Origin of the sequence: Streptomyces griseorubiginosus (assembly GCF_036345115.1) — a bacterium.
GTDB lineage: Bacteria > Actinomycetota > Actinomycetes > Streptomycetales > Streptomycetaceae > Streptomyces > Streptomyces griseorubiginosus_C.
Window position 1 is genome coordinate 6293191 of sequence record NZ_CP107766.1, and the last position, 22241, is coordinate 6315431.

Here is a 22241-nt window from a genome sequence, read left to right on the forward strand (position 1 = left end):
TCCCCGCGCCCGCCAAACGGGACCGGCCGCCCCTCTCCTTGGGCGCAGCCCTAAACTGGCCCTGTGAGTGAAAGCGACCCCTTCGACGAGATCGTGGCAGCCGAGACCGACCGTGACCCGGATCTCGCGGTGATCGAGGCCGGCAGCCGCACCCTGCGCACCCAGGGCGCCCCGCCGGAGGCCGACGTGCCCGCACGCCCCGAGGACCCCGAGGTCGACAGGGCCCTGCGCCAGGTCGAGGCGGATCTCGCGACGAGGTGGGGCGAGACCAAGCTGGAGCCCAGCGTCAGCCGCATCGCCGCCCTGATGGACGTGCTGGGCGAGCCGCAGCGGTCGTACCCCTCGATCCACATCACCGGCACCAACGGCAAGACCTCCACCGCCCGCATGATCGAGGCCCTCCTCGGCGCCTTCGAACTGCGCACGGGCCGCTACACCAGCCCCCACGTCCAGTCGATCACCGAGCGCATCAGCCTGGACGGCGCCCCGATCTCGGCCGAGCGGTTCATCGAGACGTACGACGACATCAAGCCGTACGTCGAGATGGTCGACGCGGCTCAGGAGTACCGGCTGTCCTTCTTCGAGGTGCTGACCGGCATGGCGTACGCCGCCTTCGCGGACGCCCCCGTCGACGTGGCCGTCGTCGAGGTCGGCATGGGCGGCTCCTGGGACGCGACCAACGTCATCGACGGCGATGTCGCGGTCGTGACCCCCATCGACCTGGACCACACCGACCGGCTGGGCGAGACCCCCGGTGAGATCGCGGTCGAGAAGGCCGGGATCATCAAGCAGGACGCGACCGTCATCCTGGCCCAGCAGCCGGTGGACGCGGCGCAGGTGCTGCTGAAGAAGGCCGTCGAGGTGGACGCCACGGTCGCCCGCGAGGGGCTGGAGTTCGGGGTCGTCTCGAGGCAGGTCGCCGTCGGCGGGCAGCTGCTGACCCTGCGTGGCCTCGGCGGCGAGTACGAAGAGGTCTACCTCCCGCTGCACGGCCCGTACCAGGCGCACAACGCAGCCGTGGCGCTCGCCGCCGTCGAGGCGTTCTTCGGCGTCGGCGCCCAGCGTCCCGACCGGCTCGACATCGACACGGTCCGCAAGGCCTTCGCGGCCGTCTCCGCCCCGGGCCGCCTCGAGGTCGTACGGCGGTCCCCGACCGTCGTCCTGGACGCCGCCCACAACCCGGCGGGCGCCCGCGCCACCGCCGAGGCGGTCGGTGAGGCCTTCGACTTCAGCCGGCTGATCGGCGTGGTCGGCGCGAGCGGCGAGAAGGACGTGCGGGGGCTCCTGGAGGCCTTCGAGCCGATCTTCGCCGAGGTCGTGATCACCCAGAACACCAGCAACCGGGCGATGGACGCCGACGAGCTCGCCGCGATCGCCGTCGAGGTGTTCGGCGAGGAGCGGGTCCAGGTCGAGCCGCGGCTGCCGGACGCGCTGGAGGAGGCGATCACGCTGGCCGAGGAGGAGGGCGAGTTCGCGGGCGGCGGGGTGCTCGTCACCGGGTCGGTCATCACGGTCGGCGAGGCCCGGCTGCTGCTCGGAAGGGGCTGAGCCGCGCCGTGCGTACGCTCTGTGCATCGACCCTGATCGGCGAGTTCTTCGTCATCGGCTTCGCCGGACTGGTCGCGATGAAGGACCCGGATCTCGCGACCTCCACGGTGTGGACCGTCAGCGGCATCGCCATGTTCCTGTGCCTCGCGCTGTGCGGGATGGTCACCCGGCCCGGCGGCATCGCCCTCGGCTGGGCCCTCCAGATCGCCCTGATCGCCTCGGGCTTCGTCCTGCCGGCCATGTTCGTCATGGGCGTGCTGTTCGCGCTGCTGTGGTGGGCTTCCGTCCACTACGGCCGGAAGATCGACGAGGCGAAGGCGCGGTTCGCCGCCCAGGCCGCGCAGGCCGACCCCTCTACACCTGACGCTGTGTGACCGGCGAGCCGACACGCCCTGTAATCTCGTCCCACCGCACATGCCAGCAGTCAAGGAGCCCCTCGTGAGCCAGCGCACCCTCGTCCTCCTCAAGCCCGACGCCGTCCGTCGTGGCCTGACCGGCGAGATCATCAGCCGTATCGAGCGCAAGGCCGGCTGGCAGATCACCGCGCTGGAGCTGCGCACCCTCGACCAGGACACGCTGGAGCAGCACTACGGCGAGCACAAGGGCAAGCCCTTCTACGAGCCGCTGGTGGAGTTCATGGCCTCCGGTCCGGTCGTCGCGCTGATCGTCGAGGGGGAGCGGGTCATCGAGGGCGTACGCCAGCTGGCGGGCCCGACCGACCCGATCGCCGCCGCGCCCGGCTCCATCCGGGGCGACTTCGGTGTGATCGTCCGCGAGAACCTGATCCACGCGAGCGACTCGGAGGAGTCCGCCGAGCGCGAGGTGAAGATCTTCTTCCCCGGGCGCGCATAGGTCCGTGCGTAGGTTTGGTGGCAATTTCTGACGGCGTGTCAGTTCACCCGACTGCCTGACCAGGGACGGCCGTACATTTTCGGCCGTCCCTTGGCATATGCGTGCCGATCGGGGGAACGCATGCCCCCTATGGACCGTCTCCACAAGCGGGGCGGCTTTCCATCTGCTGACAATGGCGAAGACCCTCGCGCAGTGTTCGTGCAGGCGCGTCTACGATGGAAGCCTTCACGTCACAGCACCCACTTCGCCGACCTGAAAAGCCCTCAAAAGCTCCCGGGAAGGCCAGACGAATCCTGATGGGGAACTCAATGTCGTTCATCGGCCGTGACATGGCTGTCGACCTCGGGACCGCCAACACGCTGGTGTACGTCAGGGGTCGCGGGATCGTACTCAACGAGCCGTCCGTCGTCGCGATCAACACGAACACCGGTGGAATCCTGGCTGTCGGCGCCGAAGCGAAGAAGATGATCGGGCGGACCCCGGGCAACATCGTTGCCGTGCGTCCGCTGAAGGACGGCGTGATCGCCGACTTCGAGATCACCGAGCGGATGCTCCGCTACTTCATCCTGAAGATCCACAAGCGGCGGTATCTCGCGAGGCCGCGCGTCGTCGTGTGTGTCCCCTCGGGCATCACCGGCGTCGAGCGCCGCGCCGTCATCGAGGCGTCGTCCCAGGCCGGCGCCCGTCAGGTGCACATCATCGAGGAACCCATGGCGGCCGCCATCGGCTCCGGCCTGCCGGTCCACGAGGCCACGGGCAACATGGTGGTGGACATCGGCGGCGGCACCACGGAGGTCGCGGTCATCTCCCTCGGCGGCATCGTCACCGCCCAGTCCATCCGCGTCGCCGGCGACGAACTGGACAACGCGATCATCCAGCACATCAAGAAGGAGTACTCCCTCCTGCTGGGTGAGCGGACGGCCGAGCAGATCAAGATCACGATCGGTTCGGCGTACGACCTCGACGCTGACGAACACACCGAAATCCGCGGCCGGGACCTCGTCTCCGGGCTGCCCAAGACCGTCGTCATCTCGGCCGCCGAAGTGCGCAAGGCGATCGAGGAACCCGTCAACGCCATCGTGGACGCCGTCAAGACGACCCTCGACAAGTGCCCGCCGGAGCTCTCCGGCGACATCATGGACCGAGGAATCGTTCTGACCGGCGGCGGCGCCCTGCTCCGCGGCCTGGACGAGCGGCTGCGCCGGGAGACCGGCATGCCGATCCACATCGCCGAGGACCCGCTGGACAGCGTGGCGCTCGGCTCCGGCAAGTGCGTCGAGGAGTTCGAGGCACTCCAGCAGGTGCTGGACGCCCAGCCGCGCAGATGACGTAACTCTTCGATTCCGCCGTACGGGATGATCTCCTCTCGTGCGGCGGATCGTTGATATCGAGGCATAAACTCCACAAAAGCAACTTCAATGAGAAGGGCACGGCCGCCGCACGTGAGGGACACACGAGAGAGCCGGCTGCTCCTGGTGCTGCTGATCGCCGTCGCGTTCGCGCTGATCACGGTCGACATCCGCGGCGGGGAGGACTCACCGGTCGACGGTGCCCGCCAGGCCGCGGCCGCCGTGTTCGGCCCGATCGAGGACGGCGTGTCGTCCGCGGTCAACCCGGTCGGCAACGCCGTGTCGGCCATCCGCGACTCCGGCGAGCGGCACGACCGGCTCGCCGAGCTGGAGAAGGAGAACGCCGCTCTCAAGGCGAAACTCGGCAGCGACGACCGCAACACCAGCCGCCTCAAGCAGCTCGACAAGATGCTGAAGATCGCCGGCGAGGGCCAGTACGGCATCAAGGGCGCCCAGGTCATCGCCATAGGGGCGGCCCAGGGCTTCTCCTGGACCATCACCATCGACGTCGGCGCCGACGACGGCATCCAGCGCGACATGACCGTCCTCAACGGTGACGGACTGGTCGGCCGGGTCACCACCGTCGGCCCGAACACCGCCACCGTGCTGCTCGCCAACGACCCCGACTTCACCGTCGGCACCCGCATGGAGGCCGGCGACGAACTCGGCTTCGCCTCCGGACAGGGCGACCGGCCGCTGCGCGTCGAACTCCTCAACGGCAAGGCCGAGGTGAAGAAGGGCGACCGCCTGGTCACCTTCGGCTCCCAGGCCGACAAGCCCTTCGTGCCCGGCGTGCCGGTCGGCGTGGTCTCCCGCGTCGACCCCTCCGGCGGCGACCTCACCCGCACCCTCTACGTCACGCCGTACGTCAGCTTCACCAAGCTCGACATCGTCGGCGTCGTCGTCGAGGCCCCGAAGAAGGACCCGCGCGACACGGTGCTGCCCGCCAAGCCGAAACCGACGCCCACGCCGACCGTGACGGTCACCGTCACCCCGTCCGCCAACGCGCCGCTCGACGGCGAGATCCAGCAAGAGCAGTAGGAGCTGTACCTGATGCGCGTCAACCGGATCCTGCTCTCGTCGGCCCTCATCGTCGTCGCCCTGGTCCTCCAGGTGAGCGTCCTCGCCCGCCTCCACCTCCCGGGCGCCGTCCCCGACCTGCTGCTCCTGACCGTCCTGGGCCTCGCCCTGGTCTACGGCCATGTCGGCGGCGCCCTCGTAGGCTTCGGCGCCGGCCTCCTCGCCGACCTCGCCCCGCCCGCCGACCACGCGGCCGGGCGGTACGCCCTCGTGCTGTGCGTCATCGGCTACCTCGCCGGCCTCGCCAAGCCGGAGAACGGCCGCCTCAAGTCGGCCACCGGTCCCATGGTCGTCGTGGTCGCCGCCGCCCTCGGCACCACCCTGCTGTACGCCGGGGTCGGCGCCCTCGTCGGCGACACCACCGCCCGCCATGTCGGCCTGCCCAGCCTGCTGTTCACCGCCGCCCTGTACGACCTGCTGCTCGCCCCCTTCGTCGTCCCCGGCATCATGGCGCTCGCCCGCCGCGCCGAGAACGACCCGCTGGCCGAGACCAGTTCGGCGGCCAAGTCGGCGGACATCTCGTCCGGTTGGCTCTCCTCCGGCACCGGCCTCAAGATCGGCGGCCAGCGCGGCGGACTCGGCAGCCTGAAGACCAAGGCGCGGACGCGGACGGCCCGGGTGGGCCGTATCAAGGGGGTCAAGCGGCTGTGACCCCACGGCGGTTGGCGGACCCGGTTCACAGGTTCGCCGTATATGACACATACACACACTGAGAGGGGGCGGCAGCCGCAGTGACCAATATCCCCGAGACCGGACGGACCCCACGGGTCCAGATCCGTCTCGTCGTCATCCAGATCCTCGTGCTGTCCCTCCTCGGCACCCTCGGCGGGCGCCTGTGGTACCTCCAGATCCGCGAGGGCGACGAGTACGCCAAGGAGGCCTCCGGCAACCACGTCCAGCAGGTCGTCGAACCCGCCGTGCGCGGCTCGATCCTGGACGCCCGCGGAGTGCCCCTCGCGGACAACGAGACCCGGCTCGTGGTCTCCGCCTCCCGCACCGACCTGCTGAAGATGAAGGACGACGGCAAGGCCGTCCTCACCAAGCTGGCCGGCGTCCTCGGGATGAAGCCCGCGGAGGTCATGCAGAAGGTCCGGCTCTGCGACGCGAAGACCCCCCAGCCCTGCTGGAACGGCTCGCCCTACCAGCCGATCCCCATCACCGACGAGGCCACCGCCAAGCAGGCCCTCCAGATCCGCGAGCGCGCCGAGGACTTCCCCGGCATCACCGCCGAGCCCGAGGCCGTCCGCCGCTACGGCGCCCCCGCCAAGTCCAACGCCGCCCAGGTCCTCGGCTACCTCTCCCCGGTCACCGACGAGGAGATCACCAAGGCCCAGGACACCGACTCGCCCTACCTGCGCTCCGACCAGGTCGGCCGCTCGGGCCTGGAGCGCGAGTACGACAGGGAGCTGCGCGGCAAGGCCGGCGTGACCCGCTACGAGGTCGACAACCTCGGCCGGGTCATCGGTCAGGCCGAGGCCGACGAGGCCCAGCCCGGCGCCAACCTCGTCACCAGCATCGACGCCCGCGTGCAGCGGGTCGCCGAGTACGAGCTGAACGACGCGATGAAGGTCGCCCGCACCCAGTGGGACCGCAACACCAACGAGAAGTACAAGGCCGACTCCGGCGCGGTCGTCGTCATGGAGGCCAAGACCGGCCGGATCGTCGCCATGGCGTCCAACCCGACGTACGACCCGAATGCCTGGGTCGGCGGCATCTCCGCCAAGGACTATGCCAAGCTCACCGGCAAGTCCTCCAACTACCCGCTGCTCAACCGGGCCATCCAGGGCCTGTCCGCGCCCGGCTCCACCTTCAAGGTGATCTCCACGGCCGCCGCCGTGGAGGCCGGCTACGACTTCGACGGCCGCTACCCCTGCACCAGCTCGTACTCCGTCGGCGGCCAGGTCTTCAAGAACTTCGAGTCGGAGAACTTCGGCCCCATCTCGCTCGGCCGGGCCCTCGAGGTCTCCTGCGACACCGTCTTCTACGGCCTCGCCCACCAGCAGTGGCAGAAGGACGGCGGCATCAACCCGAAGAAGGGCCAGCCCAAGGACTACTTCTTCAAGGCCGCCCACCAGTTCGGCCTCGGCAAGACCACCGGCATCGACCTGCCCAACGAGGTCCCGGGCCGCATCCCCGACCGCCAGTGGAAGCAGGACTACTGGAAGGCCAACAAGGACGCCTGGTGCAAGACCGGCAAGAAGGACGGCGACTACGTCCAGAAGATCGCCTACGAGAACTGCCTCGAAGGCAACAAGATGCGCGCCGGTGACGAGATCAACTACTCCATCGGCCAGGGCGACACCATGGTCACCCCGATCCAGATGGCCACGATCTACGCGGCGATCGCCAACGGCGGCACCCTGCACGACCCGACGGTCGGCAAGGCCATCGTGAGCGCCGACGGCAAGAGCGTGCAGGAGATCAAGCCCAAGTCGCACGGCAGGCTGCCGATAAGCCAGGCCACGCTCAAGAAGATGGACACCGCGCTCGCGGGCGTCGCCACCGAGGGCACCGCGGCCTGGCGCTTCGCCCAGGTCGGCTGGCCGCAGGACAAGATCCCGATGCACGCCAAGACCGGTACCGCGGAGGTCTACGGCAAGCAGACGACGTCCTGGTTCGCCACGTACACCAAGGACTACACGGTCGTCATGACGATCTCCCAGGGTGGTACGGGTTCCGGCGCCTCGGGCCCCGCCGTCCGCAACATCTACGACGCGCTGTACGGCGTCTCCGACGACGGCACCATCGACAAGAAGAACGCGCTGCTGCCGACCCCCGAGAAGAGCCTGCCGAAGATCCAGACCGACGGGACCATCAAGGCCCCGAAGGTCGCCAAGGACCCGGCCAAGGACCAGCGGGTGAGCCAGGAGGGCGCGCCCGAGCCGGACGAGACCCAGCAGGCCGCGACCGTGAACACGTCGACGGGCGGGAACCGTCTCACCCGTCGCCGGCGCCGTGCGCGCGGAAACCGGAGGATGCTCACATGACCGGGGCCAACAGCTTCCAGGTCTCCGGGTACGGCCCCGAGCGCGCGGGCTGGACCCGGCTGCTGGCCCGTGACTCGCTGGCCCGCCGGCTCGACTGGCCGATACTGTTCTCGGCCCTCGCGCTGTCCATGATCGGCTCGCTGCTGGTCTTCTCCGCGACCCGCAACCGCACCGAGATCAACCAGGGCGACCCGTACTACTTCCTGATCCGGCACCTCATGAACACCGGCATCGGGTTCGCCCTGATGATCGGTACCGTGTGGGTCGGCCACCGTACCCTGCGCACCGCCGTCCCCCTGCTCTACGGCGCCTCGGTCTTCCTGATCCTGCTGGTCCTCACCCCGCTGGGCTCCACGGTCAACGGCGCCCACTCCTGGATCGTGCTCGGCGGCGGCTTCTCGCTCCAGCCCTCGGAGTTCGTGAAGATCACGATCATCCTGGGCATGGCGATGCTGCTCGCGGCCCGGGTCGACGCGGGCGACAAGCCCTACCCCGACCACCGCACGGTCCTCCAGGCGCTGGGCCTGGCCGCGGTACCGATGCTGATCGTGATGCTCATGCCCGACCTCGGGTCGGTCATGGTCATGGTCATCATCGTGCTCGGTGTGCTGCTCGCCTCCGGCGCCTCCAACCGCTGGGTCTTCGGCCTGCTGGGTGCGGGCACGCTCGGCGCGGTCGCGGTGTGGCAGCTCGGGATCCTCGACGAGTACCAGATCGCCCGCTTCGCCGCCTTCGCCAACCCGAGCCTCGACCCGGCCGGCGTCGGCTACAACACCAACCAGGCCCGGATCGCCATCGGTTCCGGCGGCCTGACCGGCGCGGGCCTCTTCCACGGCTCGCAGACCACCGGCCAGTTCGTCCCCGAACAGCAGACCGACTTCGTCTTCACCGTCGCCGGTGAGGAGCTGGGCTTCGTCGGCGCGGGCCTGATCATCGTCCTGCTCGGCATCGTGCTGTGGCGGGCCTGCCGGATCGCCCGCGAGACGACCGAGCTGTACGGCACGATCGTGGCCGCCGGCATCGTCGCCTGGTTCGCCTTCCAGTCCTTCGAGAACATCGGCATGACCCTCGGCATCATGCCGGTCACCGGCCTGCCACTGCCGTTCGTGTCGTACGGCGGATCGTCGATGTTCGCGGTGTGGGTGGCGGTGGGGCTGTTGCAGTCGATCAGGGTGCAGCGGCCGATGTCGGCGTAGGTCGGGGGCTCCGGCCGGCGGGGGTGGGGTGCGCCGAGCGGCGTGGGTGGGATGCTCCCACCGGCGTGGGCCGAGGGCTCTGCCCGGCGTGGGTGGAGTGTCCCGACCGGCGGTCGGTGCGCAGGGTCCTGCCCTGGGGTGAGCGTGGTGCCCCGACCGGCGTGAGTGGGGTGCCCTGACCGGCGCGGGCGGAGGGCCCTGGCTGGCGGCCCTGCCCGGTGGTGAGCAGGGTGTCCGACCGGCGTGGGCGGAGTGCCCCGACCGGCGGCGGCCCCCTGCCGTGACCGGCGTCCGACCACTAGATTCGGGTCATGGCGGACACAAAGCGGGAGATCGAGCGGAAGTACGAGTCCGACGACAGCGGGCTGCCGGACCTGACCGGAGTCGCCGGCGTCGAGGCCGTCGTCGACAAGGGCGTGGCGCATCTGGACGCCACCTACTACGACACCCCCGACGAACGCCTGATGGCGTCCTCGATCACCCTGCGCCGCCGCACCGGTGGCTCGGACGCGGGCTGGCACCTGAAACTCCCCGTCTCCGAGGGCGTCCGCGACGAGATCAGGGCACCCCTGTCCGACACCCTCCCCGACGAACTCGCCGGCCTGGTCCGCTCCCGCGTCCGGGGTGTCGAGCTGCTGCCCGTGGTCCGGCTGCGTTCGGACCGCGACGTGCGCCACCTCCTGGACGCGGACGGGCAGTTGCTCGCCGAGGTCAGCGTGGACGCCGTGCACGCCGAACGGCTCAGCGGCGGCGTCGGCGACGCCCAGTGGACCGAGATCGAGGTGGAGCTCGCCGACGACGGCGACCCCGCCTTCCTCGACAAGGTCGAGAAACGGCTGCGCAAGGCGGGCGTACGGCCGTCCGGGTCCTCCTCGAAGCTGGCCAGGGCCCTCGCGGAGACGGCACCCAAGAAGAAGGCCGCCGGCCCGGCGGACCCCGTGACCGCGGGCGACCACGTCCTCGCCTACGTCCGCGCCCAGCGGGACGCGATCCTCGAGCTCGACCCGGCGGTCCGGCAGGACGCCGAGGACTCCGTGCACAGCATGCGGGTCGCCACCCGCCGGCTGCGCAGCACCTTCAAGTCGTACGGCAAGGTCCTGGACCGGGCCGTCACCGACCCGATCGGCGACGAGCTGAAGTGGCTCGCCGCGGAACTGGGCGTGGACCGGGACCGCGAGGTGCTGGCCGAACGACTGTCGACGGCCCTCGACGAGGTGCCCGGGGCGCTGGTCTCGGGGCCCGTCGCCGAGCGGCTGAGGGTCTGGGCGGGGGACAGCCCCGGCGGGGCGAGCGCCCGGCTGATCGGCGTCCTCGACTCGCACCGCTATCTCGCGCTGCTCGACACCCTGGACGCGCTGATCGCGGACCCGCCGCTGCGGAAGGCCGCCGGGAAGAAGCCCCACAAGGTGATCGCCAAGGCCGTGACCAAGGACTTCAAGAAGGTCTCCGGACTGGTGGGGCGCGCGCTGGAGCTGGAGCCCGGCACCGACCGCGATGTCGCGATCCACGAGGCCCGCAAGAAGACCAAACGCACCCGCTACGCGGCCGAGGCGGCCCGCCCCGCCCTCGGCGAGCCGGCGAAGTCCCTGGTCAAGTGCATGAAGTCGCTCCAGAACCTGCTGGGCGAACACCAGGACAGCGTGATGGCCCGGGGCACCCTGCGCGAGATGTCCGCAGTCGCCCACGCGGCGGGGGAGAGCGCCTTCACGTACGGGCTGCTGTACGGCCGTGAGGAGCAGCGGGCGGCGGCCGTGGAGGCCGAGCTGCCCGGGTTCTGGGACGGGGCGAAGGGCGCGGCGGACGGCCTGTGAACCCTCGGGGCGTACGGGGGGTGGTCATCGCCGCGTTAGGCTAGATGGTCACCCCTGTCAGTCCATGGAAGTGCGAGATGTCAGCCGAAACCGCCGCGTCGGTGTTCCCGCAGCTCGAAGCTCTGCTCCCGCATGTGCAGAAGCCGATCCAGTACGTCGGCGGAGAGCTCAACTCCACCGTCAAGCCGTGGGAGTCCTGCGACGTCCGCTGGGCGCTCATGTACCCGGACGCCTACGAGGTAGGACTGCCCAACCAGGGCGTCATGATCCTCTACGAGGTCCTGAACGAACAGGAGGGCGTCCTCGCCGAGCGCACGTACAGCGTGTGGCCGGACCTGGAGGCCCTGATGCGGGAGCACCACGTCCCGCAGTTCACGGTGGACAGCCACCGCCCGGTGGGCGCCTTCGACGTGTTCGGCCTGTCCTTCTCCACGGAGCTGGGCTACACCAACATGCTCACCGCGCTCGACCTGGCGGGCATCCCCCTGGAGTCGAAGGACCGGGGGCTGGACGACCCGATCGTGCTGGCCGGCGGTCATGCGGCCTTCAACCCCGAGCCGATCGCGGACTTCATCGACGCGGCGATCATCGGCGACGGCGAGCAGGCCGTGCTCGACATGACGAAGATCATCCGTGACTGGAAGGCGGAGGGCCGGCCGGGCGGCCGCGAGGAGGTCCTCTTCCGCCTCGCTCGCACCGGTTCGGTGTACATCCCGGCGTTCTACGACGTCGAGTACCTCCCGGACGGCCGCATCGCCCGTGTCGTACCGAACAGGTCGGGTGTCCCGTGGCGCGTGTCGAAGCACACGGTCATGGACCTGGACGAGTGGCCGTACCCGAAGCAGCCCCTGGTCCCGCTGGCGGAGACGGTTCACGAGCGCATGTCGGTGGAGATCTTCCGCGGCTGCACCCGCGGCTGCCGCTTCTGCCAGGCGGGCATGATCACCCGCCCGGTCCGCGAGCGCTCCATCACGGGCATCGGCGACATGGTGGAGAAGGGCCTGAAGGCGACGGGCTTCGAGGAGGTGGGCCTTCTTTCGTTGTCGAGCGCGGACCACTCGGAGATCGGCGACATCGCGAAGGGCCTGGCGGACCGGTACGAGGAGGACAAGATCGGCCTGTCCCTCCCGTCGACCCGCGTGGACGCCTTCAACGTGGACCTGGCGAACGAGCTGACGCGCAACGGGCGCAGGTCCGGTCTGACCTTCGCGCCGGAGGGCGGCTCGGAGCGCATGCGCAAGGTCATCAACAAGATGGTCTCGGAGGACGACCTCATCCGCACGGTCTCCACGGCGTACGGCAACGGCTGGCGCCAGGTGAAGCTGTACTTCATGTGCGGCCTGCCGACGGAGACCGACGAGGACGTCCTGCAGATCGCCGACATGGCCACGAAGGTGATCGCCGAGGGCCGCAAGGTCTCCGGCCAGAACGACATCCGCTGCACGGTCTCGATCGGCGGCTTCGTCCCCAAGCCGCACACCCCCTTCCAGTGGGCCCCGCAGCTCTCCGCCGAGGAGACCGACGCGCGCCTGGAGAAGCTCCGAGACAAGATCCGCGGCGACAAGAAGTACGGCCGCTCGATCGGCTTCCGCTACCACGACGGCAAGCCGGGCATCGTGGAGGGCCTGCTGTCGCGGGGTGACAGGAGGGTGGGCGCGGTGATCCGCGCCGTCTACGAGGACGGCGGCCGCTTCGACGGCTGGCGCGAGCACTTCTCCTACGACCGCTGGATGGCCTGCGCCGACAAGACCCTGCCGGCCTTCGGCGTGGACGTCGACTGGTACACGACCCGCGAGAAGACCTACGAGGAGGTCCTCCCCTGGGACCACCTGGACTCCGGCCTCGACAAGGACTGGCTCTGGGAGGACTGGCAGGACGCCCTCGACGAGACAGAGGTCGAGGACTGCCGGTGGACGCCTTGCTTCGACTGCGGGGTGTGTCCGCAGATGGACACCCACATCCAGATCGGCCCGACGGGGAAGAAGCTGCTGCCGCTGACGGTGAAGAACGCGGGGGCGGCGGCGCCGGCTTCGAGTGGGCACTCGCACTAGTCCGTCGCGGATCGTGTCCCTGGGGGAGTGAGGCTGAGCCTCCGGGTCTCCTTTCGGTGATCGCGTACTAGATCGTCTGGCCGTGCGCTCAGCGACGGACGCGGTAGCGGATGTGGGTGGCCTGTGGTGTGTCGATCACCTGGACGATCTCCAACTCGATCTCTGACGGCAACACGTCGAAGAGTCGACGGCCCCGCCCGAGAAGCACGGGGATCTGGTGGATCTGTACCTCGTCCAGCACCCCGGCCTCGAGCGCGCGCTGCGCCGTGTAAGCGCCACGCACCTGCACGTCTTTGCCTCCGGCTGCGGCCTTGGCCTGTGCCATCGCGCTCTCGATCCCATCGGTCACGTACGTCACCAGTGGATAGCCCCAGCGGGCGGCCGGGCCGGGTGGGCGGTGGCTGGGCACAAAGATCGGGAGACCGCCGTGATCACCGCCCCAGTGGTCCATGAGCTCGGCAGTCCGCCGTCCCGCGAGCACCGCACCGGCCGCGTTCCATTCGTCCTGGAATTGCGCAGCCGGCCCGGACGGCCGGCCGGATTCCCCGTCGGCGTCGGCCCACTTGTGCAGCCGCTCGCCGTCGTCACCGCCGAGGAAATCGTCGGTGTCGGCGATGTACCCGTCGACCGACACCGACATGTCGAGCACTGATCTGGACACTTCGACCTCCTGTGGTCTTCCTCCGGACTGGTGTCACTGCATGTAGACCTGGCGCGGAGGCCTTACTCATCGGCCCGACAGACGATCTTCACCACAGGCTCCCGCCCGCGGCCGGCCAAGGAGACGACCACCGATCTCGCGATGGACAATGCTCGGTGCTCTGGGGCAGTGGTGGGGGGGCCTGGCCAGGGCGCTTCTCACGGCCACTCGTGTGACTCTTGCGGCGCTGTGCAGCTTCCTTTCCGGGAGTGGCTCTCATGCGCCCTTGCCGGGGGATGGTGTGGCTTCAGTCTGAGGTGGAGCGGGTTCGGCGATCTCCCAGTGAGAGCCTTGGCGGCATGGGGGATGCGTCAGCTGGACAGGATGTCCGGCGGTTTCTGGCGGAGATCCGTGTCGGTGACGTGTGCCGTGGCAGGGTTGCTTCAGTTTCTCCGTCCGAGATGTCGGTGCTCCTGGACGACTTCACCGACTGGCCGCTCGGGACGGTGGGGTCGTTGGACGGTTCCTGGCGTCGGCGTTTCTCCGACGTTGCCGTGGTCGGGCAGAGGGTCGCCGGCGAGGTGACCGCGGTCGATCTCGATGCGGGGCGGGTGCGGCTGTCGATGGTGGCCACGGAGAACCCAGAGCTCTGGGCGTTCCTCAAGAGGCTTCGCCAGGGTGAGCTCCTGTCCGGCACGGTGGCGGCGATCGAGCGGTTCGGTGTTTTCGTAGCCCTGGACGAGGGTCCCGAGCATCCGGTGTATCCCGGCGTCGGCTTCATCACGTATCCCGAGTTGTCCTGGCGTCATTTCGACGCGGCGTCCGATGTCGTCGAGGTCGGGCAGCGGGTGTCGTGTGAGTTCTTGCAGTTCGACACATGGAACGGAGAGGCTCGGTTGTCCCTCCGGGCGATGCAGCCGGACCCCTTCCTGGTGTTCACCGACGGCATCGTGGTGGGACAGAGGCTGAGTGGGCGGGTGACGAAACTGGTTCCGTTCGGTGTCTTCGTGGAGGTTGCCGACGGCATCGAGGGCCTGGTGCATCTGTCCGAGCTGGACTCGGTGCCTGGAGCGGCGCCTGAGGGTGTCGTACAGGTCGGCGATCGGTTGACGGTTGTCGTCACGGACGTCGACCGCGAGCGACGCCGGCTGTCGCTCTCTCGGCGCCAGGCTTGAGGGTTGCGGTACGGACCGTGTCCGCAGATGACACGCACATTCGGATCGGTCCGACGGGGAAGAAGCTGCTGCCGCTCACAGTCGCGCGCTCGTGCGTGAGGCATAGAGAACGCCTCTGCTGCCTCCCTGGAGGGTCGACAGCTGTCCATTGTGAGCTCCAGTGGGTCTGAGGGCTGTGAGCCCGAGAAGCCCGTCCTTGCTGGCTTTCGCCTGAGTGGCTGCTCTCGGTTCGCGACGTGTCCCATGGCTTCCTAGCGTGACGGTATCCGCTACCGAGGAGGCGCCATGTCAGAGAGCGAGCCACCTGGGGGTAATCCGCGGTGGGGAAGTCCAGACCATGCCTCTTCCCCTTCCGGGCAGTGGGCATCGCCTCCTGGGCCACCGCGGAAGAAGCGACGGGGCCGTGGCTGTCTTTGGGGGTGCGCCGGAGCCCTGGCCGCGGTGATCGTGATCGTCATTGTTGTGCTGGTGATCTCGTCAGGGGACAAGGACGAGAGCACTACTTCTGCGCCCAGTACGACGCCCACTGCGAAGACGAAGACGCAACAGAGGCAGACAGGGGAACCCGCAGGGGAACGGGCTGACGTCATCAGCTTTCAGCTCGACGACCGCTCACAAGCCGGAATCAGCAACATCTGGCTCGTCTGGACGATCAAGAACAGCAGCAGCGAGAAGTCCAACTACGCCTGGGATTGGGAAGCGGTCGACGCCGCAGGCACTCGCGTGGAGGACGGTTCGCAACTGGAGACCAACGTGCAAGCCGGCCGGACGGCTCGGGGGGAGTTCCCCACGACGCTCAAGAGCGCGAAGGGCATCAAGCTCAACGTGACCAGCTTTGACCGTACTGCCAGTTACTGAGCGCGGGATCCACCACGGGCAGGGCTGATGGAGAAGGATAGGGCGATGAATCGGAAATCTATTCGCTCGTCCCTTTCGCGGAACTCGCCGGACGCCGCAGTCCGTCCTCGTCGCTGAGTACACATGCACAGCACGCTGGAGGCGTTCACGTGAGCATCACTCCCGGCAGCCCTCCCGCTTCCGCTTCCGGCCCTGGAGCCGGTGGAGCGGGTGGAGCGGGCGGCGCAGGCTACAACGGTGGGATCGGCGGGGCGGGCGGCGCCGGCGGGGCGGGCGGCGCGGGTGGGGCCGGTGGGGGGCCGAGCAACAAGGCCTACATCATCGGGGGGATCATCTTCGCGCTCATCGCTGCCATCGGTGGGATCATCGCTGCCTCCGTTCAGGGAAACGATAGGAGCACCGGCTCAAACGGCAGCACCGCTCTCCCCCCGGCCCCTCTGAGCCAGTCCGCATTACCCCCGTCCGGCTCCGCCGTCTCCCCGGACCCCACCTCCTCCGCTTCCGCCACGGTCGGGGCATCTTCCTCCGCGTGTTCGAGGTATCCAGTCACCCTCACTGGTCCGCGGAAATCACAGCGGGCCTTCGACCTTGAATACACCGTCAACTGCGGTCCTCTCCCGGCCGGAAAGCACTACGTGGTCATCGCTGAGCGCGAAGACCCCGATGGAGCCGGGGAGAGCCATCCCGAGTTCTATCCCAAGGGGGAACTGGACGCGACGGGGCCTGGATCCCACTCGTTCCCCATCAATCTCGAAGACGCCCTGGTCGGCACTGGTCGAGATTTCTACGTCATCTCGCTCACCACAGAGCAGCAGAAGCAGCTCAAAATGGGAGGCATGACATTGAAGTTGCCGACCGAGACGAGAGTGTCGAACAGGATGGAACACGTCATCCAGTAGACCCGGCCGGGTGGATCCGGTCCCAGGGCCGACACCACCTGTTCGACGGGCGAGGAGGCGCTGCCCGTGGCGGTCAGTTCTGGCAGCCGCAGGCGGAGGCTGACTTGGCCTCGGCCACTGTCACCGTCGGGTCGGTGGCCGTTTCGGTCGGGGTGCAGCAGGCGGTGACTCCGCAGCAGTCCTCGGTGGTCTCTGCCGGCAGGGGCTTGGTGGTCTCTGACGGCGCGGGCTTGGTGGTCTCCGTCGGCAGGGGCTTGGTCGCTCGTACGATCGCCGAGTGCATGCCGTCGGCGACGGAGTGCGTGGGGGTGATCTCGATGGCGGTGAAGCCGGCCGCCGCGAGGCCCTCGTGGTACTCCGTGAAGGACAGGGCTCCGGCGATGCAGCCGACGTAGTCGCCGCGTTCCGCGCGCTGGGCCGGGGTGAGGGAGTCGTCGGCGATCACGTCGGAGACGCCGATGCGGCCTCCCGGCCTCAGGACCCTGAAGGTCTCGGCGAAGACCGCGGCCTTGTCGGTGGAGAGGTTGATCACGCAGTTCGAGATCACCACGTCGACGGTGTTCGCCGGGAGCGGGATCGCCTCGATCGTGCCCTTGAGGAACTCGACGTTGGTCGCCTTCGCCTTCGCCGCGTTGGCCAGGGCGAGTTCGAGCATCTCGTCCGTCATGTCGAGGCCGTACGCCCTGCCGGTCGGGCCGACGCGGCGGGCGGACAGCAGGACGTCGATGCCGCCGCCCGAACCGAGGTCGAGGACGCGTTCGCCCTCGTGGAGGTCGGCCACGGCGGTGGGGTTGCCGCAGCCGAGGGAGGCTGCCAGGGCCTCGGCGGGCAGGGTGTCACGCTCGTCCGCGGCGTAGAGGGTGGAGCCGAAGTTCTCGTCGACCTCGACGGGTTCGGGCCCGCAACAGGCGGAGCCGCCCTCGGTGACCTTCACGGCTGCGGCCGCGTAGCGCTGTCGGACGGTTTCGCGCAGGTCGGTGGACTGGTCGGACATGTCTCACTCCTCGATGACGGGGCATGGCACTGCCCCGGAACGGCCTGTATTGACGTTCATTGATGCAAGCTTGCGCGTTGGATCGAAAAACGTCAACATAGAGGCATGTCGAAACAAGGACTGAGGGTCCTCGGCCAGGGTGCCGACGAGGGCTGCTGCCAGGGACTTGCCTCCGCCCCGCTGGACGAGGACCAGGCCGAGGATCTGGCGAAGGTCTTCAAGGCCCTGGGCGATCCGGTCCGTCTGCGGCTGATGTCGATGATCGCCTCGCGCGGAGAGGGCGGTGAGGTGTGCGTGTGCGAGCTGACGCCGGCCTTCGCGCTGTCGCAGCCGACCATCTCGCACCACCTCAAGCTGCTCCGGCAGGCCGGGCTCATCGACTGCGAGCGCCGCGGAACCTGGGTCTACTACTGGGTGCTGCCCAGGGTGCTGGAGCGCCTGGCCGCGTTCCTGACCACGGCCGAACCGGCGACGGTGCCCGGGTGACTCCCTCCTTGGCGCGGCGTGCGCTGGCGGAAGGCGTCGGCACGGCCGCTCTCGTCACCGTCGTGGTCGGCTCCGGGATCCAGGCGGCCGAGCTCTCGCGTGACGTGGGGGTGCAGTTGCTGGCCAACTCGCTGGCCACCGTGTTCGGCCTGGGCGTGCTCATCGCGCTCCTCGGGCCGGTCTCGGGCGCCCACTTCAACCCGGTCGTGACGCTCGCGGTCTGGTTCTCCGGGCGCACCAGCGGAGACGCGCCGGCCGCTCGGGAGCCGGCGGCATACATCTCGGCTCAGATTGTGGGCGCGGTCGCTGGTTCGGTCCTCGCCGATGCCATGTTCGCCGAGCCCCTCGTGAAGTGGTCCACGCACGACCGTTCCGCCGGTCACCTCTGGCTGGGCGAGACGGTTGCCACCGCAGGTCTCGTACTCCTGATCTTCGGCTTGACCCGTACGGGGCGCACGCACCTGGCTCCGGCGGCGGTGGCTCTCTTCATCGGGTCGGCCTACTGGTTCACCTCGTCCACGTCCTTCGCCAACCCGGCCGTGACCATCGGGCGAGCCTTCACGGACACGTTCGCCGGGATCGCGCCCGCCTCGGTCCCCGCGTTCGTCGTCGCTCAACTGGTCGGCGGTGCCATCGGCCTGGCGCTGGTGGCGGTGTTGTTCGGACGTCCCCACCCCGACACGGCGGACACCCCTGCCCCGCATGCCGCCGAAGCCGTCGCTCCCTGATCCACCTTGCCCCAGGAAGACTCACCATGACTGCTCCCAGCGACCGCCCCTCGGTCCTGTTCGTCTGCGTCCACAACGCAGGGCGTTCCCAGATGGCCGCGGCCTTCCTCGCCCACCTCGCGGGGGACCGCGTCGAGGTCCGCTCCGCCGGCTCAGCACCTGCCGACTCCGTCAACCCGGCCGTGGTGGAGGCGATGAAGGAGGTCGGCATCGACATCTCCGCCGAGACGCCGAAAGTGCTCACGGTGGATGCCGTGCGGGCGTCGGACGTCGTGATCACGATGGGCTGCGGCGACACCTGCCCGGTCTTCCCGGGCAAGCGCTACCTCGACTGGCAGCTGGACGACCCGGCGGGGCAGGGCGTGGACGCGGTCCGCCCGATCCGGGACGGGATCGAGCGGCGCGTCCGCGAGTTGCTGAACGAACTGACAACCTGACGAACTGACGAACTGACCGGTGCTCCGCTGTGAGGCCCTCCCTGCCATGAGAGGGGCTCAGAGGGCGCTCTCGGAGGCCGGGCCGTAGAGGGCGGCGATGTCCTTGGAGGCCGACCAGCGGCTGTACGTGGGGGACTGGGGCCAGCCGTCGGGGGAGTCCTGCCAGTTCTCCTGGCGGCCGTAGGGGAGGAGGTCGATCAGGGCGAAGGTGTGGCTCAGTTGCTCGGTGCCGCGGCCGTTGGTGTGCCAGGTGCGGTAGACGGTGTCGCCGTCGCGGAGGAAGACGTTGACCGCGAAGCCGCCGTCCGGTGGGGCGCCGACGTCGGCTCCGAAGGAGCTGTCGGCGGTCGAGTACCAGGGCATGCGGTTGCCGACCCGGTGCCGGTAGGCGAGGGCGTCCTTGATCGGTCCCTGGGTGACCACGACGAACCGCGCGTCGTAGTTGTCCAGGAACTCCAGGCGGGTGAACTGCGAGGTGAACCCCGTGCAGCCCGGGCACTGCCACTCCTGGCCCGGGGACCACATGTGGTTGTAGACGATCAGTTGTCGCCTGCCCTCGAAGACGTCCGCCAGGCGTACGGGGCCGGCCTCGCCCTCCAGCGTGTAGTCCGGCATCCGCACCATCGGCAGGCGACGGCGCTCGGCGGCGATGGCGTCCAGCTCGCGCGTCGCGGCCTTCTCCCGGGCCCGCAGTGCCTCGAGTCGGTGTTCCCACGTCGCGGCGTCGACGACGGGAGGTAGCGCGTGTGCGGTCATGAGTCCCCTCACAGAGCTCGGCACGGTTGTGCTTGTACGGGGGTAGACCCCGCCAGGCTCCGGAACTCATCGGCCGGCAGGAGGCGAGGTGGCGAGGGGCCCCGGCCGCCGTGCCGTGGCCCTCCCGCTCATGACCTGTTACTTGCTCGCCGCGAAGCGCATCAGGGCCAGTTCGTCGCCCTGCTTGATCTTGCCCGTGACGTTGATGACCTCGAGCTTCCAGGTGGTGCCGACCCGGACCGCCTTGGCCACGGCGCAGCCGTTGTCCGTGGTGAGCATGCTGGGCCAGATGTCGGCGACCTGCTGGGAGCTGCCGCCGGTGGCGTCGTAGACCTTGAAGCTGATGTTGCGGGCCTTCTGGAAGGAGCTGCCCTTCTTGTAGGCCGCGGCGACGAAGACGATCGACGTGATGTGCGGCGGGATCTTCGCGAACTCGACGGTGACCGTCTCGTCGTCGCCGTCCCCGTGGCCGGTCTGGTTGTCGCCGCTGTGCAGCAGGGAGCCGTTGCCGATGGGGTCGAGGGAGTCGAGGCCCGCGAGGCGCACCGGGTCGCCGTCGTGCATGGCGATGGCGATCAGGTCGAGGTCCGTGCCGGTCTTGCGGCGCAGCTTGCCGATCACTCCGCCGCTGGCGCCGGCCGTGGGGTCCCAGGAGACCCCTATGGACAGATGGGTCACGCCGTCCAGGTCGGCGGGGCCGTCTTCCTTCGTGAGCGTAATCATGGGGACATACTGCACGGACCGCCGCCGCGCTCCCAGGACGGGCCCGCGAAACCCGGTCGACCGGTGACGCCCGGCCTCGCCATCATGGGGAGATGCCCGAACTGACCCTGCCCGACGCCCGCTTCCAGGCCTCCTACCTCGACGCCGTACGGGAGTTCACCGAGGCGGGCCTCAACCCCCTTGTGCTGGTGGGCGAGGAGACCGGGCCGTACGAGAAGTCCTGGCGCGAGCCGGGGGGCTTCGCCGCGTACGTGGACATGCTGCGCGCGGAGGCGGAACGGCCGCGCAGGCCGGACTGGGTGCCGATGACCAACTTCTGGTACGCCGAGGGCGACACCTTCCTCGGCAAGCTCTCCATCCGGCACCGGCTCACCCCCTTCCTGCTGGACTACGGCGGCCACGTCGGCTACGCGATCCGCCCCGGCGCCTGGCGACGGGGACACGCCACGGCCATGCTCCGGGACGCCCTGCCGCACTGCCGTCGACTCGGCATCGAGCGGGCCCTGCTCACCTGTGACACCACCAACACCGCGTCTCGTAAGGTGATCGAGGCCAATGGCGGAGAATTCGAGGACCGGCGCGGCGTAAAGCTGCGGTACTGGATCCGGACGGGGAACTGAGGCGTCTACGTCGTTATGGACCTGGAGAAGCGGCCTGCGCCGCAGCACCCCGCGCCGCAGCAGCCCGCGCCCGAGGGATGCCTGACCGTCGCGATCCGCATCCCGGTGCGGATCGTCGTGCTCGTGCTGGTCGTGCCCGTGCGGATGGTGTGGGACGCGCTCGTCGTGGTCGGGCGGTTCCTGCGGGACAGCGTGCTGCGGCCGCTGTGGCGGGCCCTGGTCGTCTGGCCCCTGACGGCCCTTTGGCGGTACGTCGTCGTGCCCCTCGCCAAGGCGGTCGGGTGGCTCGGCAAGGTGCTCCTCGTCATCCCGCTGGTGTGGCTGTACCGGTACGTCCTGACACCGGTCGGGCACGGCATCGCCTGGGTCGCGCGCGGGATCGTCGCCGGGCTGGAGTGGGTGTACGCGCGCGTGCTCACCCCGATCGGGCACGGGATCGTGTGGCTCCTCAAGGGCGTCGGCGCCGTGCTCGCCTGGATCTTCACCCCCATCGGGCGCGCCTTGGCCTGGTGCGTCGGCGGGATCGTGTGGCTGGCGGGCACGATCCTCAACGGCGTCGGCGTCGCTCTGTACTGGATCGCCCGCATCCTGCTCGTGCTCCCCGCCGTCGCACTGTGGCGCTGGGTTCTCGCGCCGGTAGGGAGAGTTCTCGCCGTCGTCGGGCGGGAGGTGTGGGACGCGCTCGGGCACGCCTGGCGGATCGCCGGGCACATCTCGCTCGCCGTCGGACGGTTCCTCGGGACCCTCTTCCGGTGGATCTTCGTCGAGCCGGTGCGCTGGGTGTACCGCACCGTGCTGACCCCGGTCGGGCACGTGATCCGGGACGTGGTGCTGCGCCCGGTCGCCGAGGCCGCCCGCAGTGTGGGGCGGATCACCCGGGCCGCGCTCGCCTCCGCCCGCGAGAGCGTGCGGGAGGCACGCGCCGACTTCCGGCGCATGCTCTTCGGTGAACCCCGTGAGAGGGAAGCGGTGGCCCGGCGGGAACCGACGGGCGCCGACACACGTACTCTTGGTAGCAGTACGACCGCACTCACGAAGGACTGAGCGACAC

21 protein-coding genes and 1 pseudogene are annotated in these 22241 nt (G+C 69.2%); 18 read left to right on the forward strand and 4 right to left on the reverse strand.

Features of this window, described 5'->3' with window-relative positions; translation table 11 throughout:
* The first annotated feature begins 63 nt into the window (after positions 1-63).
* The 10 genes from folC (at position 64) to OHN19_RS28555 (ending at position 12874) form a co-directional block, all read left to right on the forward strand.
* Entirely contained in the window at positions 64-1548 is a 1485-nt protein-coding gene (gene folC / locus OHN19_RS28510) for a bifunctional tetrahydrofolate synthase/dihydrofolate synthase (protein WP_330266938.1), read from the forward strand.
* Between the two features lie 8 nt (positions 1549-1556).
* A complete protein-coding gene (locus OHN19_RS28515) occupies positions 1557-1922 on the forward strand; it encodes a DUF4233 domain-containing protein (RefSeq protein WP_030314566.1) in 366 nt (121 codons plus the stop codon).
* 64 nt (positions 1923-1986) lie between these two features.
* Complete coding sequence (gene ndk / locus OHN19_RS28520; protein WP_007382017.1) at positions 1987-2400, forward strand: nucleoside-diphosphate kinase; 414 nt, start codon at positions 1987-1989, stop codon at positions 2398-2400.
* Between the two features lie 308 nt (positions 2401-2708).
* Positions 2709-3728: a rod shape-determining protein gene (locus tag OHN19_RS28525; protein WP_004931372.1), complete on the forward strand. Its 1020-nt coding sequence runs from the start codon at positions 2709-2711 to the stop codon at positions 3726-3728.
* A gap of 114 nt (positions 3729-3842) precedes the next feature.
* Entirely contained in the window at positions 3843-4790 is a 948-nt protein-coding gene (gene mreC / locus OHN19_RS28530; protein WP_330266939.1) for a rod shape-determining protein MreC, read from the forward strand.
* 12 nt (positions 4791-4802) lie between these two features.
* Positions 4803-5480 carry a rod shape-determining protein MreD gene (mreD, locus tag OHN19_RS28535; RefSeq protein WP_330266940.1) on the forward strand — a complete coding sequence of 226 codons (678 nt, stop codon included), beginning with the start codon at positions 4803-4805 and terminating at the stop codon, positions 5478-5480.
* An 80-nt stretch (positions 5481-5560) separates the two neighbouring features.
* Positions 5561-7816: a penicillin-binding protein 2 gene (mrdA, locus tag OHN19_RS28540; RefSeq protein ID WP_330266941.1), complete on the forward strand. Its 2256-nt coding sequence runs from the start codon at positions 5561-5563 to the stop codon at positions 7814-7816.
* Positions 7813-9012: a rod shape-determining protein RodA gene (gene rodA / locus OHN19_RS28545; RefSeq protein WP_330266942.1), complete on the forward strand. Its 1200-nt coding sequence runs from the start codon at positions 7813-7815 to the stop codon at positions 9010-9012. The genes mrdA and rodA overlap by 4 nt, the downstream gene beginning before the upstream one ends.
* Positions 9013-9323: 311 nt before the next feature.
* Positions 9324-10823 (forward strand): CYTH and CHAD domain-containing protein, encoded by a 1500-nt coding sequence (locus OHN19_RS28550; RefSeq protein ID WP_330266943.1) that lies wholly within the window; start codon positions 9324-9326, stop codon positions 10821-10823.
* A 77-nt stretch (positions 10824-10900) separates the two neighbouring features.
* Positions 10901-12874: a TIGR03960 family B12-binding radical SAM protein gene (locus OHN19_RS28555; protein ID WP_330266944.1), complete on the forward strand. Its 1974-nt coding sequence runs from the start codon at positions 10901-10903 to the stop codon at positions 12872-12874.
* A gap of 88 nt (positions 12875-12962) precedes the next feature.
* Here OHN19_RS28555 and OHN19_RS28560 read toward each other — a convergent pair whose 3' ends face one another.
* A complete protein-coding gene (locus OHN19_RS28560; protein ID WP_330266945.1) occupies positions 12963-13535 on the reverse strand; it encodes a dihydrofolate reductase family protein in 573 nt (190 codons plus the stop codon).
* A gap of 338 nt (positions 13536-13873) precedes the next feature.
* Here OHN19_RS28560 and OHN19_RS28565 point away from each other — a divergent pair, with 338 nt between their 5' ends.
* The 3 genes from OHN19_RS28565 to OHN19_RS28575 all read left to right on the forward strand — a co-directional run bounded on the left by OHN19_RS28565 (position 13874) and on the right by OHN19_RS28575 (position 16446).
* Positions 13874-14689 carry a S1 RNA-binding domain-containing protein gene (locus OHN19_RS28565; protein WP_330266946.1) on the forward strand — a complete coding sequence of 272 codons (816 nt, stop codon included), beginning with the start codon at positions 13874-13876 and terminating at the stop codon, positions 14687-14689.
* A 441-nt stretch (positions 14690-15130) separates the two neighbouring features.
* A complete protein-coding gene (locus OHN19_RS28570) occupies positions 15131-15547 on the forward strand; it encodes a hypothetical protein (RefSeq protein ID WP_330266947.1) in 417 nt (138 codons plus the stop codon).
* 149 nt (positions 15548-15696) lie between these two features.
* Positions 15697-16446 carry a hypothetical protein gene (locus OHN19_RS28575; protein WP_330266948.1) on the forward strand — a complete coding sequence of 250 codons (750 nt, stop codon included), beginning with the start codon at positions 15697-15699 and terminating at the stop codon, positions 16444-16446.
* Positions 16447-16696: 250 nt separating this feature from the next.
* On the opposite strand, the pseudogene arsM reads toward OHN19_RS28575, so the two are convergent.
* A pseudogene (gene arsM / locus OHN19_RS28580) lies at positions 16697-17440 on the reverse strand (arsenite methyltransferase); the annotation flags it as partial.
* 105 nt (positions 17441-17545) lie between these two features.
* Here arsM and OHN19_RS28585 point away from each other — a divergent pair.
* Genes OHN19_RS28585 through OHN19_RS28595 form a run of 3 tightly spaced genes read left to right on the forward strand, consistent with a single transcriptional unit; the run spans position 17546 to position 19091 of the window.
* Positions 17546-17926, forward strand: a complete 381-nt coding sequence (locus tag OHN19_RS28585; RefSeq protein ID WP_330266949.1) for a metalloregulator ArsR/SmtB family transcription factor — start codon at positions 17546-17548, stop codon at positions 17924-17926.
* The gene (locus tag OHN19_RS28590) at positions 17923-18654 is read left to right on the forward strand and encodes an MIP/aquaporin family protein (protein WP_330266950.1); all 732 of its coding nucleotides are present in this window, start codon (positions 17923-17925) and stop codon (positions 18652-18654) included. Before OHN19_RS28585 ends, OHN19_RS28590 begins: the two co-directional genes overlap by 4 nt.
* A gap of 26 nt (positions 18655-18680) precedes the next feature.
* Positions 18681-19091: an arsenate reductase ArsC gene (locus OHN19_RS28595; protein WP_330266951.1), complete on the forward strand. Its 411-nt coding sequence runs from the start codon at positions 18681-18683 to the stop codon at positions 19089-19091.
* A gap of 57 nt (positions 19092-19148) precedes the next feature.
* Here OHN19_RS28595 and OHN19_RS28600 read toward each other — a convergent pair whose 3' ends face one another.
* Together OHN19_RS28600 and OHN19_RS28605 are read right to left on the reverse strand one after the other, a co-directional pair.
* Positions 19149-19847 carry a DUF899 domain-containing protein gene (locus tag OHN19_RS28600; protein ID WP_330266952.1) on the reverse strand — a complete coding sequence of 233 codons (699 nt, stop codon included), beginning with the start codon at positions 19845-19847 and terminating at the stop codon, positions 19149-19151.
* Positions 19848-19985: 138 nt separating this feature from the next.
* Positions 19986-20570 carry a TerD family protein gene (locus OHN19_RS28605; protein WP_280851527.1) on the reverse strand — a complete coding sequence of 195 codons (585 nt, stop codon included), beginning with the start codon at positions 20568-20570 and terminating at the stop codon, positions 19986-19988.
* A 92-nt stretch (positions 20571-20662) separates the two neighbouring features.
* On the opposite strand from OHN19_RS28605, the gene OHN19_RS28610 reads away from it, so the two are divergent.
* Positions 20663-21190, forward strand: a complete 528-nt coding sequence (locus OHN19_RS28610) for a GNAT family N-acetyltransferase (protein ID WP_330266953.1) — start codon at positions 20663-20665, stop codon at positions 21188-21190.
* Positions 21191-21205: 15 nt separating this feature from the next.
* On the forward strand, positions 21206-22234 hold the full coding sequence (locus OHN19_RS28615) for a hypothetical protein (RefSeq protein WP_330266954.1): 1029 nt from the start codon (positions 21206-21208) through the stop codon (positions 22232-22234).
* Positions 22235-22241 lie beyond the last annotated feature (7 nt).

Bases quoted from the DNA above. Each gene is read 5' to 3' on its own strand.
- OHN19_RS28525 (WP_004931372.1), top strand. From the start codon at position 2,709: ATGTCGTTCATCGGCCGTGACATGGCTGTCGACCTCGGGACCGCCAAC.
- mreD (WP_330266940.1), top strand. From the start codon at position 4,803: ATGCGCGTCAACCGGATCCTGCTCTCGTCGGCCCTCATCGTCGTCGCC.
- rodA (WP_330266942.1), top strand. From the start codon at position 7,813: ATGACCGGGGCCAACAGCTTCCAGGTCTCCGGGTACGGCCCCGAGCGC.
- OHN19_RS28550 (WP_330266943.1), top strand. From the start codon at position 9,324: ATGGCGGACACAAAGCGGGAGATCGAGCGGAAGTACGAGTCCGACGAC.
- OHN19_RS28555 (WP_330266944.1), top strand. From the start codon at position 10,901: ATGTCAGCCGAAACCGCCGCGTCGGTGTTCCCGCAGCTCGAAGCTCTG.
- OHN19_RS28565 (WP_330266946.1), top strand. From the start codon at position 13,874: ATGGGGGATGCGTCAGCTGGACAGGATGTCCGGCGGTTTCTGGCGGAG.
- OHN19_RS28585 (WP_330266949.1), top strand. From the start codon at position 17,546: ATGTCGAAACAAGGACTGAGGGTCCTCGGCCAGGGTGCCGACGAGGGC.
- OHN19_RS28595 (WP_330266951.1), top strand. From the start codon at position 18,681: ATGACTGCTCCCAGCGACCGCCCCTCGGTCCTGTTCGTCTGCGTCCAC.
- OHN19_RS28600 (WP_330266952.1), bottom strand. From the start codon at position 19,847: ATGACCGCACACGCGCTACCTCCCGTCGTCGACGCCGCGACGTGGGAA.
- OHN19_RS28605 (WP_280851527.1), bottom strand. From the start codon at position 20,570: ATGATTACGCTCACGAAGGAAGACGGCCCCGCCGACCTGGACGGCGTG.
- OHN19_RS28610 (WP_330266953.1), top strand. From the start codon at position 20,663: ATGCCCGAACTGACCCTGCCCGACGCCCGCTTCCAGGCCTCCTACCTC.
- OHN19_RS28615 (WP_330266954.1), top strand. From the start codon at position 21,206: ATGGACCTGGAGAAGCGGCCTGCGCCGCAGCACCCCGCGCCGCAGCAG.